This is a genomic window from Micromonospora yongxingensis, from assembly GCF_052601155.1.
The window spans coordinates 117,642-132,635 of the sequence record NZ_JBQXEO010000006.1 but is presented as its reverse complement, the minus strand read 5'-3'; the positions used below and the strand labels follow the sequence as shown (position 1 = coordinate 132,635).

Below are 14,994 nucleotides of genomic sequence, written 5' to 3'. Positions count from 1 at the left end.
CGTGCGATCCACCACCCGTCTCACCCGCGCGCTCGCGACGGCCGTGTCCGTCGGACTGGTCCTCGCCGCCGCACCGGCCGCCTCCGCCGCCCCCGCTCCGGACTCCCCTGCGGCCCGCAGGGCCGTTCTGATGACGTACGCCGCCGACACGTGGCGCTCGTTCGCCGCGATGGTCGACCCCGACACCGGCCTGGTCGCCGACAGCATCGGCGGTGACCTCGACCCCGCCGACCGATCGCCCTACACCTCGCCGACGAACATCGGCGCGTACCTCTGGAGCACCGTCGCCGCCCGGGAGACCGGCCTCATCAGTGCCGCCGAGGCGCGCTCGCGCATCGCCCGAACGCTGCGGACGCTGGCCGGCCTGGAGATCCACGAGGCCTCCGGGATGTACTACAACTGGTACGACCCCTCGACCGGCCAGAAGCTGACCACCTGGCCCGTCGACGGAGGCGCGGTGCACCCCTTCCTGTCCAGCGTGGACAACGGTTGGCTGGCGACCGCCCTGACGGTTGTCAGGGACCAGGTGCCGCAGGTGGCCACGCAGGCCGACGCGCTGCTGCGGCGGATGGACTTCGGCTACTACTACAACCCGGCGGAGCGGCAGATCCGCGGCGGCTTCTGGGTCGACCCGCCGCCGGGATGCGCCGTCGCCGGGAACTACCGGGGTGGCCCCGACGTCCACTACACGTGCCACCACTACGGCGCCTTCAACACCGAGCCGCGCATCGCCAGCTACCTGGGCATCGCCGCCGGCCAGATACCGCCCGAGCACTACTTCGGCACGGTCCGCACCTTCGCGCCGGAGGGCTGCGACTGGTCGTGGTCCGAGCAGCGGGGCGTCGGTGAGTGGCGCACCTACCTCGGGGTGCGGGTGTTCGAGGGCGCCTACCGCTACCGGGGGATGCAGCTGGTGCCGACCTGGGGTGGGTCGATGTTCGAGGCGCTCATGGTCCCGCTGTTCGTGCCCGAGGAGCGGTGGGGACCGCACAGTTGGGCGATCAACCACCCGACGTACGTGCGCGCACAGATCGAGCACGGGCTGCGCGAGGCCGGCTACGGATACTGGGGGTTCTCGCCGTCGAACAACCCGGCCGGGGGTTACCGGGAGTACGGCGTGGACGCGATCGGGATGGACGCCGCGGGCTACACCTCCGACCAGCAGCGGACGACTGTCGACGCCGGCTACGGCGAGTGCCGGCCGGCGCAGCCGGCGCCCACCTCGTACGGCGACGGTGTGGTGACCCCGCACGCCTCGTTCCTCGCGTTGCGTTATGCCGAGGACCAGTCGCTGCGTAACCTCGCCAACCTTCGGCGCGACTTCGACGCGTACGGCCCCGGCGGCTTCTACGACGCTGTGGACGTCGGCACCGGGCAGGTGTCCAGGCGTTACCTGTCGTTGGACCAGGGGATGGTCATGGCGGCGCTGGGCAACGTGCTCGCCCACGACGTGCTGCGCGAGCCGTTCAGCAAGGGAGCCATGCGGCAGCGTGTGGCGCCGCTGATGCGGATGGAGCAGTTCTCTCTGCCCCGTCGGCAGAACGGCTGACACCGCCGGGCGGTGGTCTCGCGATGACGGCGGGCGACGCTCGCCAGCGTCGTGCGACCGACCCGGCCCGACCGCTCAGGTAGGCGAAAAAGTCACGACTCTCCCGGCGCAACCATCGCGGAAACCGGTTACAGTGCTCGGACCGGACCACACGACACACCTGGAGGTGCCCCGGTGACGAGCGCAAGCGACCACCAGCCGGCCGACGCCCGATCCGACTGGGAGGCCCGCATCGCGCTGCGCAGCGATGAGGAGGGCACAACGAGCGGAACCCCACGTCTCGCCCCGCCGGGTGACCTGGTGGCCACCGCCGGGGTCGGTCACGTTCGACTGTCCTGGTCTCCCGTCGCCGGCGCCGTCGGCTACCTGGTGCACCGGCAACCGCTGCGCGACGGCGTACCGGTCGGTGAACCCACCCCGATCGACCACCTCGGCGGCGACGTCCTCTCGGTGCCCGACACCTGGTACGTCGACACCACCGGCGAGCCCGCCCAGCCGTACGCCTACGCGGTGGCCGCCGTTCCCGAGGTCACCGTCACGGGCCCGCTCGGCGCCCCGGTCCACGCCGCCTCGCTGGCGCCCGGCGACGACGCCCCGACCGTCGCGCTCCGGGTCGACGCCGCCGCCGAGGGCGTGCCGCTGCCCCGACCGTGGCAGCCGATGATCGGCAGCGAGCGACTGTCCCAACTGCTCTGCACGGACACCTCCGGCGGCCGGGAGATCGGCGCCGAACTGTTCGCCGCGCTGCGTCGCATCCGCGACGAGGTCGGCGTGGAGTCGGTCCGCGCGCACGCGATCCTCCACGACGACCTCGCCGTCTACCGTGAGGTCGACGGCGAGCCGGTGATCGACTTCACCGGCGTGGACCGGGTCTACGACCAGATCCTCTCCATCGGTCTGCGACCGGTCGTCGAGATCGGCTTCATGCCCCGCGACCTGGCCAGCGACCCGGAGCGGACCGTCTTCCAGTACCGCGGCGTCATCTCCCCGCCGAAGGACTGGCAGCGCTGGGCCGAGCTGGTGCGGGCGCTTGTGGCACACCTGCTCGAGCGGTACGGCGAGACGGTGCTGACCTGGGACTTCGAGGTGTGGAACGAGGCCAACCTGGAGGTCTTCTGGTCCGGCACCCGAGAGGAGTGGATGCGGCTCTACGACGTCACCGCACAGGCCGTCAAGGACGTCGACCCCCGCATTCCCGTCGGCGGGCCCTCGTCGGCCGCCGCCGGCTGGGTGGACGCCCTGCTGGAGCACGCCACCCGCTCGGGCGCACCCGTCGACTTCGTCTCCACCCACACCTACGGCAGCCCACCCCTGGACCTCCGGCCCACACTGCACCGGCTGGGCTTCCCCGACGCCCGGATCCTGTGGACCGAGTGGGGCGTCACGCCCACCCACTTCCACCCGGTCAACGACGGCACCTCCGCGGCGACGTTCCTGCTCAGCGGCATGCGCTCGGCCGCCGGCCGGGTCGACGCGCTCTCCTACTGGGTGGCCAGCGACCACTTCGAGGAGCTGGGCCGTCCGCCCCGGCTGCTGCACGGCGGCTTCGGTCTGATCACCGTCGGCGGCATCGCCAAGCCCCGCTACCACGCCCTGCGGATGCTCGCGCAGCTCGGCGAGACCGAGCTGCGCGTCGAGGCCACCGGAGACGGCGCCGACGGGCTGGTGCAGAGCTGGGCGAGCCGGCGCGCCGACGGCAGCCTCGCCATCCTGGTCTGGGCCTCCACCCTCGACCAGTCCAAGCGCGACGGCGACCCGGCGCTGGCCCGGCACATCCGGTTGGCCGTCGAGGGTGCCGACGGTCGCACGGTGACGGTGACCCGGCTCGACCGCGAGCACGGCGACGTCACGACGCTGGCGCAGCGGCTCGGCGTGGCGGACTGGCCCGCCGACCAGCAGTGGGACGCCCTGCGCGCGGCCGACACGCTGCCGGTGGAGAAGGTCGACACCCGGGTCAGGGCCGGGGCGGCGGTGGTGGAGCTGCACCTGCCCCAGCCGGGAGCCGTGCTGGTCGAGGTCGCCGGGAGCTGAGCGGTGACCTCCCCCACCGAGGCGCCTGCCGGTGGCGTGCCACCGGCAGGCGACGCGTCGGACGGGCCGCGGGTCCGGACCGGTCGCGGTCACCTGAGCATCGACTGGGACCGGGTGCCCGGTGCCGCCGGATACCTGGTGCACCGGGCCGACGGCGACGGTCCGTACCAGGTGGTCGACCATCGGGGCGGTGACCTGCTGGCGGTGCCCGGCCCGCCGTACGCCGACACCACCGTCGAACCCGGACGGACGGTGCGGTACGCGGTGCGCCCGGTGTTCGACGCCGACCGGCCCGACGACGCCCCCCTCGGGCCGCCGTCCGGGCCGGCCGCGGCGCTGGCCGACGGCGACGGCACGGTCGAGGTGACCGTCGACGCCGCCCGTCAGCTCGGGCCGGTGCACCGCCCGTGGCGCGACATGATCGGCTCCGAACACCTGAGCCTGCTGCTCAGCACCGACCGGGTCGGCGGCGAGGAGATGGGCGGCGGGCTCGCCGCCGCGCTCGAACGGGTGCACCGCGAACTGGGCGTCGAACGGGTCCGGGCGCACGGCATCCTCGGCGACGACCTCGGCGTCTACCGCGAGGTCGACGGCCAGCCGGCGCACGACTTCACCGGCATCGACCGGGTGCTGGACGCCCTGGCGCCGACCGGGCTGCGGCCGGTGCTGGAGCTGTCGTTCACTCCCCGGGCGCTGGCGCGCGACCCCTCGCGGGTGGTGACCGACGCGGGCGTGTCGAGTCCACCCCGCGACTGGGACCGGTGGGCGGCCCTGGTCGGGGACCTGGTCCGGCACCTGCGGTCACGGGTCGGCGACGCCGAGCTGCGCCGCTGGGCCGTGGAGGTGTGGAACGAGCCCGACCTGGACTGCTTCTGGACCGGCAGCCGGGAGGACTACCTGCGGATGTACGACGTGACCGCCCACGCCGTGCGGGAGGCGTGCCCCGGCCTGCCCGTCGGCGGACCGGCGACCGCGGCGACGAAGTGGATCGAGCCGTTCCTCGACCACGTCGACGCCTCCCGCGCCCCACTGGACTTCCTCTCCACGCACGTCTACGGCAGCCCGCCGCTGGACCTGCGCCCGGCGCTGGCCCGGCACGGTCGGGCCGGTACGCCGCTGCTCTGGACCGAGTGGGGCCCCTCCCCCACCCACTTCGCGCCGGTCAACGATTCGGTCCTCTCGGCGGCCTTCGTGGCCACCGGCATGCAGGAGGCGGCCGGTCGGGTCGCGTCACTCGCCTGCTGGGTGGCCAGCGACCACTTCGAGGAGCTGGGCCGGCCTCCCGCGCTACTGCACGGCGGATTCGGGCTGCTCTCGGTGGGCGGGCTGGCCAAGCCCCGGTTCTGGGCGCTGTGGATGCTCGAGCGGCTCGCTCCGGTGCAGCTCTACGTCCGGCTCGACGGTGACGGGGCGGGCACACTGGTCCGGGCCTGGCCGTCGGTCGACCCGCGGACCGGGCGGGTCGCGGTGGTGCTCTGGAACGGCACCCTCGACCAGGGCGTGCTCGACCGGCCCGACCAGCGAGACCGGCTGCACCGGTCGGTCCGGCTGCGGGTGGACGGGCTGTCGCACGGCGCGTACGAGCTGCGGCACCGGCGACTCGACGAGCACACCTCCAACCTGGCCGCCACGGCGCGCCGCCTCCGGGTCGACGTGTGGCCGACCGACGAGCAGTGGGCCGCGCTGCGGGCCGCCGATCACCTCGCCGACGCGGTCCCGCCGGCGACCGTCACGCCGGATCGCGGCACCGTCGCGCTGCCGGTGGCCCTGCCCATGCCGTCGATCTCCCTGCTGGAGCTGACCCCGCGATGACCCGAACCGGGCCCTGGTGGCGCGAGGCCGTCACCTACGAGGTCTACCTGCGCTCCTTCACCGACGCCGACGGCGACGGCCTCGGCGACCTGGCCGGCGCACGGTCCCGGTTGCCCTACCTCGCCGGTCTCGGCGTCAACGCGATCTGGCTGACCCCGTTCTATCCGAGCCCGGACCACGACGGCGGCTACGACGTGTCCGATCATCGCGACGTGGACCCGCGCCTGGGCACCCTCGCCGAGCTGGATGCGCTGATCGCGGACGCGCACCGCCTCGGTCTGCGGGTGGTGGTCGACCTGGTGCTCAACCACGTCGCGAGCGCCCATCCGTGGTTCGTCGAGGCCCGTGCGGCCGGTCCGGGTTCGCCCGAGCGGGACCGGTTCCACGTGCGGCCCGGCCGAGGCGACGCCGGGGAGCTGCCGCCGAACGGCTGGCGCTCCATCTTCGGTGGCTCCGCCTGGGCGCCGTTCGGCGACGGCGAGTGGTACCTGCACCTGTTCGACATCGAGCAACCCGACCTGCGCCACGAGCATCCCGAGGTGGCCGCGGACGCTCTGACCACGCTGCGGTTCTGGCTGGACCGGGGGGTCGACGGGGTGCGCTTCGACGCCGCCGGGTCGCTGGTGAAGGACCCGGCCTACCCGGAGTTGCCCGACGGCTGGCGGGCCGGCGACCCGTCGCCGTTCAGCGACCGCGACGAGGTGCACGAGATCTACCGGCGGTGGGCACGGCAGCTCGCCGCGTACCCGGGTGACCGGCTCGGCGTGGCCGAGACCTGGGGCGGGCCGGAGGTGATCGGGCCGTACCTGCGCCCGGACGAGTTGGGGCAGGCGTTCGCGATGGACCCGCTCTACTGGCCGCTGCGCCCGGAACCCTGGCGGGCGGGGGTCGACGCGCTGCTCGCCGCCACCACCCGGCACGGCCGGCTGCCGGCCTGGGTGCACGGCAGCCACGACGTGAGCCGGGCCGCGCAGCGGTGGGGCCGCGACGGCGCTCGGGCCGTCCTGCTGCTGATGCTCGCGCTGCCCGGCGCGGTGTACCTCTACGCCGGAGACGAGCTGGGCCTGCCCGAGGTGGCCCTGGCCGACGACGACATCCGCGACCCGGTGTTCCGCCGCTCGGCGGGCGCCGACCGGGGGCGCGACGGCGCCCGGGTGCCGCTGCCCTGGACCGAGCAGCCGGCGCCATACGGCTTCGGACCGGCCGGGTCGACGCCGTGGCTGCCGCAGCCGGACGGCTGGGGCGCCTTCTCGGTGGCCCGGCAGGCTGACAACCCGACCTCGACGCTGGCACTGACCCGGGCGGCGGTGTCGCTGCGCGGGACGTGCTGGCGCGGTCGGCCGGCGGACGTGTCCTGGCTGGACGCTCCCACCGACTGCCTCGCCTTCCGACGCGGCGCCGACGGGCCGACGTGCCTGGTCAACCTCGGCGACGTCCCGGTCGACTGGCGACCGTACGGAACGCAGGTGCTGCTGGCCAGCGCTCCGACTGACGGTACGACGCTGCCCGGCCGGTCAACCGCCTGGCTGGGCTGACCGCACCACCGACGCGTCGCCGGAGCGCTGCGCCGGGGCGAACGGGTTGGGGATCGAGTCGAGCAGCAGCCTGGTGTAGTCGTCCCGGGCCGCCCCGATCACGTCCCGGGTCGGACCCCGCTCCACCAGCGCACCCCGGTTGAGCACCAGCACCTCGTCGGCGAGCAGCCGGGCGCTGAGCAGGTCGTGGGTGATGTAGAGCATGGCGAGCCGCCGGTTGCGGACCAGCTCACCGAGCAACTCCAGGATCTCGGCGCGGATCGAGACGTCCAGCATCGAGATCGGCTCGTCGGCGATGAGCACCTGCGGATCGGGGGCGAGCGCCCGGGCGGTCACCACCCGCTGGCGCTGCCCGCCGGAGAGCTGGTGCGGCAGCTTGTCGAGGAACTGCCCGGCCGGGGCGAGCCCCACACTCTCCAGCAGTTGCGCCGAACGCTCCCGGATCGCGGCGCCGCGCAGGCCGGCGAAGTTGACCAGCGGGCGGGACAGGGCGTACGCGACCGTCCGGGTCGGGTTGAGGGCGCTGAACGGATCCTGGAAGACCATCTGCACGTGCCTGCGGTAGTCGACCAGGGCCCGTCCGCGCAGCCGGTCCACGCGGACGGTGCGACCGGAGCCGCCCTCGAAGCGCACCTCGCCGGAGCTGGGGCGCTCCACGCCGGTGACGAGGCGGGCGATCGTCGACTTGCCGCTACCGCTCTGCCCCACCAGGGCCGTGACCCGACCCGGGTGCAGGGTGAACGACACGTCGCGTACGGCGTCCGTGGTGCTGGTGCGTAGTCCACGTCGGGTGGTGTAGCGCTTGCTGACCTGGTCGACGGAGAGAACGGCCTCGGCCACCACGTCGGGGGTGCCGCCGGGGTCGGTCAGCGCACCGGTGGCCGGGAAGTGGCTGCCGATCGTGGCGGCGGCGTCCGCCGCGCCCAACCGCACCACCGGCAGCCGATCCTCCTGGGCGACCAGGCAACGGACCAGCCCGCCGCGCTCGGGCAGCAGCTCGGGATGGACCTCCCGGCAGGCGTCCTCGGCGTGCGGGCAGCGTGGCGTGAACAGGCAGCCGCGGTGCGGCCGGGACAGGTCCGGCGGCCGGCCCGGGATGTAGGTGACCTGCACGTCGGGCAGACGCGGGTCGGCGTACGAGCCGAGCAGGCCCCGCGTGTAGGGGTGCCGTGGTTCGTGCAGCATCCCCGCCGCGGTGCGGTTCTCGACGATCTCGCCGCCGTACATCACCATCACCCGGTCGGCCATCTCCAGCACCGTGCCCAGGTCGTGGCTGATGAACAGCACGGCGAAGCCCAGCTCGCGCCGCAGCTCGGCCAGCCGGGTGAGGATGCTGCGCTGCACGACCACGTCCAGCCCGGTGGTCGGCTCGTCGAGGACCACCAGTTTGGGGCGCAGGGCGAGCGCGAGGGCCAGCGCCACCCTTTGCTTCATGCCGCCGGAGAGTTCGTGCGGGTACGCCCGGAGCACGTGCCGGTCGAGCGAGACCAGCTCGAGCAGCTCGGTCGCCCGCGCGGTGACGTCGCCGGGGATCCTGTGCGCGGCGAACGTGTCGGCGAACTGCGCCTGCACCCGGATGACGGGGTTGAGCGAGTTCATGCTGCTCTGGAAGACCGTGGACAGGTCGGTCCAGCGCAGGGCGCGCAGCTCGTCCTCGCTGGCGGTCGTCACGTCGACGCCGTCGAACACGACCCGACCGCCGCTGATCCTCGCCGGTGGGGAGAGCAGTCGCAGGACGGCGTTGCCCAGGGTCGACTTGCCGCAGCCGGACTCCCCCAGCAACCCGACGAACTCGCCCTCGTCGATGTCGAACGTGACGTCGTGCACGGCACGGTTGGCCGGCAGGTCGCGCGGCGTGTACGTGACGGACAGGTTCTCCACCTGGAGCAGGGTCATCTCAATCCTCCCGAAGGTGGGGGTTGCTCAGCGCGTCGATGCCGAAGTTGATCAGCGTGAACGAGGTGATCAGCAGCGACAGCGCGAGGCCGGGGGCGATCAGCCAGGCCCACTGCCCGGTGAGCAGGGCTCCACCGAGGCTGGCCTGGTTGAGCATGGTGCCCCAGCTGACGGTCTGCGGGTCGCCGAGCCCGAGGAAGGCCAGGCCCGCCTCGCCACCGATCGCGCCGAGCGCCGCGCCCATGAAACCGACCACGATCAGCGAGGTCATGTTGGGCACGATCTCCCGGGCGATGATCCGGGCGGTGCCGTCGCCGGCGAACCGGGCCGCGGTGATGTAGTCGCGGGTGCGCAGCGTGATGATCTGGGACCGCTTGATCCGGGCGCCGTACGCCCAGCCGGTCACGCTGATCACCGCGATGATCAGCCAGAGGCCACGGACCGGCGCGTACGCGGCCAGCGTCACCATCAAAGGCAACGCCGGCACCACCAGGCCGAGGTTGATCAGGAAGGAGAGCACCTCGTCGACCCAGCCCTGCAGGTAGCCGGCGGTCAGCCCGATGACCAGCCCGATCACGGTGGAGAGCAGCCCGGCGGCGAGCCCGACGATCAGCGAGGTGCGGGCGCCGACGATCAGTTGGGAGAAGACGTCCTCCCCCTGCGCGGTGGTGCCGAGCCAGTGCCCGCCGGTGGGGGCGAGCGAGGTCGGGAAGTCGTCGCCGCGCGGGTCGTACGGCGCGATCAGCGGGGCGAGGAGCGCCACCAGGACGAACGCGCCCAACATCAGCAGACCGATCCGGCACTTCCCGTTGCGCCACAGGATGACGAACCAGCCGGGCAGCCGGCTGCGCCGGGCCTGCTCGGTGGCGGCCACCTGGAGACCCTCGGTGTCGGCGCCCGGCGCCGGTACGGCGGGAGCGGGTGTGCTCACGACAGCTCCTCGGTCCGCTCGGTCATCGGGATCGCGGCGTGGATACCTCCGCTTTCAGGCGGAGGAGGAAACGCCGCTCCCTCCCCTCAATAATCGTCTTACAGAATGGACCGGTAGGATGTGAGACATGGGTGAGGTGGTGAAGCGTGCGTACAAGTACCGCTTCTATCCGACCCCTGAGCAGGCCGAACAGCTCAACCGCACCTTCGGGTGCGTGCGGAAGGTCTACAACCTGGCGCTGGAAGCGCGCACCCGCGCATGGGCCGTCGACCGGCAGCGCAGCACCTACGTTCAGTCGTCGGCGTGGCTGACCGAGTGGAAGCGCACCGAGGGGCTGGTGTTCCTCAACGAGGTCAGCTCCGTGCCCTTGCAGCAGGCGCTGCGGCACCTGCAAGCCGGCTTCGCGGCGTTCTGGGGTAAGCGGTCCCGCTACCCGCGTTTCAAGTCCAAGCGCAAGTCTCGGGCGTCGGCGGAGTACACCCGCTCGGCCTTCCGCTGGCGAGACGGGCTGCTCACCCTGGCCAAGATGGAGACCCCACTGGACATCGTGTGGTCCCGGCCTCTGCCCGAGGGCGCGCAACCGTCCACGGTTACGGTGTCCCGAGACGCGGCCGGTCGGTGGTTCGTGTCCATGCTGGTGGAAGACCCGTCCGTCGCGGCCCTGCCGCCGGTGGGCGCCGCGGTGGGGATAGACGCGGGCATAACCAGTCTGCTCACCCTGTCCACCGGGGAGAAGGTCACCAACCCTCGGCACGAGCGCGCTGACCGGCGCAAACTGGCCAAAGCGCAACGCACCATGGCCCGCAAGGCCAAGGACTCCGCCAACCGGGCCAAGGCTCGCCTTGCGGTGGCCCGGATCCATGCCCGCATCGCCGATCGGCGGCGGGATCACCTGCACAAGCTGTCGACTCGACTCGTCCGCGAGAACCAAACGGTCGTAATCGAAGACCTCAGCGTGCGCAACATGCTGCGCAACCACAAGCTCGCCCGCGCCATCTCCGACGCGGCATGGACACAACTGCGCAGCATGATCGAGTACAAGGCCACCTGGTACGGGCGGCAGGTTATCGCCATCGACCGCTGGCATCCGAGCACGAAGACCTGCTCGGCGTGCGGGCGGATCAACACCGCGATGGCCCTCGGCGTTCGCGTCTGGACGTGCCCCGGCTGCGACGCCGTGCACGACCGGGACGTCAACGCCGCGAAGAACATCCTCGCCGCCGGGCTGGCGGAGAGGTAAAACGCCTGTGGAGGGACGGTAAGACCCAACCCGCGCAAGCGGTGAAGGCACGGCCCGGTGAAACAGGAACCCCCTCGGGCGACCGAGGGAATCCCCGCCCTTCAGGGCGGTGGAGGATGTCAAGCCGTCTCCGCCTTTCGCACCCGGGGGTCGAGGAACCCGTACAGCAGGTCGGCGAGGAAGTTCGCCACCAGCACCCCGACCGTGGTGAACAGGAAGATCGCCTGCATCAGCGGGTAGTCCCGGCTGGACACCGACTCCAGCAGCAGCCGGCCCATGCCCGGATAGTTGAAGACCGTCTCGACGAGCACGGTGCCGCCGAGGACGCTGCCCAGCGCGATGGCGAAGCCCGTGACGTTGGGCAGGATCGCGATCCGTGCCCCGTAGGTGAGCGCGATGCGCCGGCGGGGCAGACCGCGGGCGACGGCGAGCCGGGCGTGGTCCTCGCCGAGGCTCTGCACCATGTTGTTGCGCATCCCGATGATCCAGCCGATCGGGCCGGTGATCAGCAGTGCGACGGCGGGCAGCACGCTGTGCTGGAAGGCGTCGGAGATGAAGATCCAGCTCCAACCGGGACTGCTGCCGCCGCCGTAGCCGCCGCGCTCGGGAAACCAGCGCAGGGTGATCGCGAAGACGTAGATGAGCAGCAGGGCGAGCCAGAAGAAGGGCAGCGTGCCGAGGAAGGTCGAGCCGAGGGTGATGACCGAGTCGACCCGGCTGTTGCGGCGGTACGCGGCCCAGGTGCCCAGCAACGTGCCGACGATGAACGAGATGATCTGCGTGACCCCGACCAGGATCACCGTCCACGGCAGCGCCTGCCCGATCATGTGGGTGACGCTGTAGGGAAAGTACGTGTAGGACACCCCGAAGTCGCCCTGGACGACGGCGCCGAGGTACTGCAGGTACTGCTCGAAGAGGTTGCCGTCGGGTGTGCCGAGCATGATCCGGATGGCCTGGAGCTGGGCCGGGTCGATGCTCTCGCTCTGCCCGGCGAGCCGCGACACGATCGCCTCGGCCGGGTCGCCGGGTTGCAGCCGGGGAATCAGGAAGTTGAGCGTGACGGCGGCCCAGAGGGTGCCGATGAAGAACAGGAAGCGTCGGGCGAAGTAGGCCACCGGGGCCTTCCCTTCCGGGGGACGGGTCGGCCGGCGCGCGGGGAACGCGCCGGCCGGCCATCGGCTTACTTGGCGGTGGTCCCGGCGGGCTGCAGAGAGGTGATGATGAGCAGGTTGTCGCTGGGTGCGGCGTACGGGTTCTGCTCGTTCGGCCAGCCGGTCGCCTTCGCGGTGCGGTACTGGAACCACTTCGCCCCGTACCAGAGCGGGATCACCGGCACCTGCTCGGTCATCACGGTGGTCAGGCCGGCGACCGCCGCCTTCTGGGTCGCCTCGTCGGTGGCGGTGCGCAGGGTGGCGATCAGCTCGTCGGTACGCGGGTCGTTCCACCGGACGAAGTTGCTGACGGCCTTCTTGCCGATCGGTGCGGACTGGTCGCTGCCCAGCGGCTCCTGGAAGTTGCGGAACATGTTGCAGCTACCGCCGTGCACGCCGAGCACGGCGTCGTAGTTGCCGATGGCCCGGTCGTTCTCGTACGCCTCGGGGGTCGGCGTCTCGGCGCGGACGGTGAAGCCGAGCGCGTTGAGGTTGGCCACGATGATCCGCTGCGCCTGCACCCAGTCGGTCCAGGCGCCGGGCACCCGGAAGCTGAAGGCGATCGGCTTGCCGTCCTTGCCGATGCGCTTGCCGGCACCGTTCTTCGGGTAGCCGGCGGCGGTCAGTTCGGCGTCGGCCCTTGCCGGGTCGTAGTCGGCCACGCCCTGGTTGGGTAGGTCCTTGGGCAGCCACTGCGCCTGCCCCGGCACCACGAGGCCGGTCTGGCTGGCCGGCTTCACGTAGCCGAGCTGCGCCTTGTCGACGATCTCCTGCCGGTTGAACGCGGGCACCAGGGCCTTACGGAACGCGGTGTCGTTGAAGGGCGCCCTGGTCAGGTTCAGGTAGACGCTGATCGAGCCACCGGAGGGGTACCAGTACTTGTTGTGCTCCGGGTCCCGGTCCACGTACGCCTTCTTGATGTCCGGGACGAACATGGCGTTGCTGTCGTACTCGCCGCGGCTGAGCTTGAGCTGGTCGATCTGGCCACCGCCGTCGGCCTTGTGGAACCGCAGCTCGTCGACCTTGACCTTGTCCGCCTGCCAGTAGCTCGCGTTGCGGCCGAGCGTCAGCTGCTGCGGGTTGAAGGCCTTCACGGTGAACGGTCCGGTGCCGACGGGCTTCTCGGCGTTGGTGAAGGTCACCGGATCGGCCACGGTGGACCAGACGTGCTTCGGCACGATCTTGATCTCGCCGAACAGGGTGAGCGCCGACGCGCCAGGCTGGGTGAACCGCATCGTCACGGTCTGCGGGTCGGTGGTCTCGACCGCGCTGAGGTAGCGCCAGATCCCCTTGGTGTCCAACGCCTTGTGCTGCTTGAGCATCTCGTAGGTGAAGGTGACGTCGTCGGCGGTGAACGGCTTGCCGTCGTTCCACCGCACCCCGTCGCGGAGTTTCCAGACCAGGGTCTGCGGGTCGGTCCACGTCCACTGGGTGGCGAGCCAGGGCTTGGCCTGGCAGCCGTAGCTGTCGTAGGCGATGAGCTGCTCGAAGACGTACTCGGTGGCGCCGAGACGGGTGGCGTCCAGGTACGGGTTGTAGTTGGCCTGCGGGTTGCTGCCGCCGCCGAAGTCGCCGTAGTCGAGGAACCCGATGCGGCCGTCGGTGCCGGGGCCGGAGGAGGACTCCGTGCCGGTGCAACCGGTTACCGCCAGTGCCAACGCCGCTGCCAGGGCGGCCGTCCGGACGAGCTTGGATCTCTTCACTTGCCGGTACCTCCAGTGGGGGTGCCCGTCGGGCAGCCACAACTGCGGCGCACGACGAGCTCGGTGGGGAGGACGATGCTGTCCGGCGCGGGGGCGTCGGTCGTGCTGGCGGCCCGGAGGATCAGCCGGGCGGCCTCGGCCGCCAGCTCTCGCACCGGTTGCCGGACGGTGGTGAGCGGAGGAGAGACGAGCGCGGCCATGGGCGCGTCGTCGAATCCGGTGATGACCAGGTCCTGGGGCACCCGCAGGCCCCGGCCGAGCGCGCCCACGAGGGCGCCGAGGGCGATCTCGTCGTTGGCGCAGACGATGGCGTCCGGGGGCCGGCGGTCGCGCAGCAACTGCTCGGCGGCGAGCACCCCGTCGGGCTGTTGCATGCTGACCCGGACCGGTTCGCCGGGCGGGGTGAGCCCCAGGTCCCGGTGGGCGGCGAGGAAGCCGGCCCACCGTTGGCTGACGTCGGGCGACCCCTCGGGGGTGCCCACGAAGGCCAGGTCGCGCAGGCCGTGTTCGGTGAGCAGGTGAGAGGTCAGTCGACCCATGGCCGTGGCGTTGTCCACGCCCACCGAGGGCACCGCGTCGCGGCCCTGGCCGGCCAGGACGACCACCGGCACCAGGTCGGCGAGCCGGAGCAGCGCCGCCTCCGAGATGGTGCCGCCCATGACGGCGATGCCGTCGACCCGGCGGGCCATCTCCAGCACCTGGGCGTCGGAGTCCTCCCTGAGGTGCGTGCAGAGGATGTGCACGCTGGCGCGGGCCGGCACCGCCTCGGACTCGAAGCCCTGGATGAGCTCGCTGAAGTAGGGACCGGACAGGCCCGGGAAGACCAGGCCGAGCGCGCCGTGCCGGCGGGCGGCGAGCGCGCGGCCCAGGTGGTCGGGTTGGTAGCCGTGCAGCTCGATCGCGTCGAGGACCCGCTGCCGCAGCTCCGCCGACACCTGGCCGGTGCCGTTGGAGACGCGGGAGACGGTGGCGACGGACACGCCGGCCAGCCGGGCGATCTCCCGAACCGTGACGCGACTGTTGCCCATGGCCCCCTCGATCCGTAACGTGCGGTTAACAGAAACCGGTTTCAGGCACCATAAGCAGGCTCGTGGCAGATCACAAGAGGACAGCCCGAGATGCCCGCCGAGAGGATGAGACAGGTCT

10 protein-coding genes are annotated in these 14,994 nt (G+C 71.9%); 5 read left to right on the top strand and 5 right to left on the bottom strand.

Features of this window, described 5'->3' with window-relative positions; translation table 11 throughout:
- Window position 1: 1 nt before the first annotated feature.
- The 4 genes from ACTWLT_RS10400 (at window position 2) to ACTWLT_RS10385 (ending at window position 6,927) form a co-directional block, all read left to right on the top strand.
- Complete coding sequence (locus ACTWLT_RS10400; protein ID WP_445318142.1) at window positions 2-1,549, top strand: glucoamylase family protein; 1,548 nt, start codon at window positions 2-4, stop codon at window positions 1,547-1,549.
- 174 nt (window positions 1,550-1,723) lie between these two features.
- Window positions 1,724-3,580: a GH39 family glycosyl hydrolase gene (locus ACTWLT_RS10395; RefSeq protein WP_445318141.1), complete on the top strand. Its 1,857-nt coding sequence runs from the start codon at window positions 1,724-1,726 to the stop codon at window positions 3,578-3,580.
- 3 nt (window positions 3,581-3,583) lie between these two features.
- Window positions 3,584-5,392, top strand: a complete 1,809-nt coding sequence (locus tag ACTWLT_RS10390) for a GH39 family glycosyl hydrolase (protein WP_445318140.1) — start codon at window positions 3,584-3,586, stop codon at window positions 5,390-5,392.
- Window positions 5,389-6,927, top strand: a complete 1,539-nt coding sequence (locus ACTWLT_RS10385) for an alpha-amylase family glycosyl hydrolase (protein WP_445318139.1) — start codon at window positions 5,389-5,391, stop codon at window positions 6,925-6,927. The genes ACTWLT_RS10390 and ACTWLT_RS10385 overlap by 4 nt, the downstream gene beginning before the upstream one ends.
- Here the strand turns inward: ACTWLT_RS10385 and ACTWLT_RS10380 are convergent.
- On the bottom strand, window positions 6,907-8,823 hold the full coding sequence (locus ACTWLT_RS10380; RefSeq protein ID WP_445318138.1) for an ABC transporter ATP-binding protein: 1,917 nt from the start codon (window positions 8,821-8,823) through the stop codon (window positions 6,907-6,909). The two genes, ACTWLT_RS10385 and ACTWLT_RS10380, sit on opposite strands and share 21 nt — an antisense overlap.
- Window position 8,824: 1 nt before the next feature.
- Window positions 8,825-9,754, bottom strand: coding sequence for an ABC transporter permease (locus tag ACTWLT_RS10375; protein ID WP_445318137.1), 930 nt, complete (start codon window positions 9,752-9,754; stop codon window positions 8,825-8,827).
- Between the two features lie 127 nt (window positions 9,755-9,881).
- On the opposite strand from ACTWLT_RS10375, the gene ACTWLT_RS10370 reads away from it, so the two are divergent.
- The gene (locus tag ACTWLT_RS10370) at window positions 9,882-10,994 is read left to right on the top strand and encodes an RNA-guided endonuclease InsQ/TnpB family protein (RefSeq protein WP_445318136.1); all 1,113 of its coding nucleotides are present in this window, start codon (window positions 9,882-9,884) and stop codon (window positions 10,992-10,994) included.
- Between the two features lie 119 nt (window positions 10,995-11,113).
- Here ACTWLT_RS10370 and ACTWLT_RS10365 read toward each other — a convergent pair whose 3' ends face one another.
- The 3 genes from ACTWLT_RS10365 to ACTWLT_RS10355 all read right to left on the bottom strand — a co-directional run bounded on the left by ACTWLT_RS10365 (window position 11,114) and on the right by ACTWLT_RS10355 (window position 14,876).
- On the bottom strand, window positions 11,114-12,109 hold the full coding sequence (locus tag ACTWLT_RS10365) for an ABC transporter permease (RefSeq protein WP_252415334.1): 996 nt from the start codon (window positions 12,107-12,109) through the stop codon (window positions 11,114-11,116).
- Between the two features lie 65 nt (window positions 12,110-12,174).
- On the bottom strand, window positions 12,175-13,848 hold the full coding sequence (locus ACTWLT_RS10360; protein WP_445318135.1) for an ABC transporter substrate-binding protein: 1,674 nt from the start codon (window positions 13,846-13,848) through the stop codon (window positions 12,175-12,177).
- The gene (locus ACTWLT_RS10355) at window positions 13,845-14,876 is read right to left on the bottom strand and encodes a LacI family DNA-binding transcriptional regulator (RefSeq protein ID WP_445318134.1); all 1,032 of its coding nucleotides are present in this window, start codon (window positions 14,874-14,876) and stop codon (window positions 13,845-13,847) included. The genes ACTWLT_RS10360 and ACTWLT_RS10355 overlap by 4 nt, the downstream gene beginning before the upstream one ends.
- Window positions 14,877-14,994: the final 118 nt, after the last annotated feature.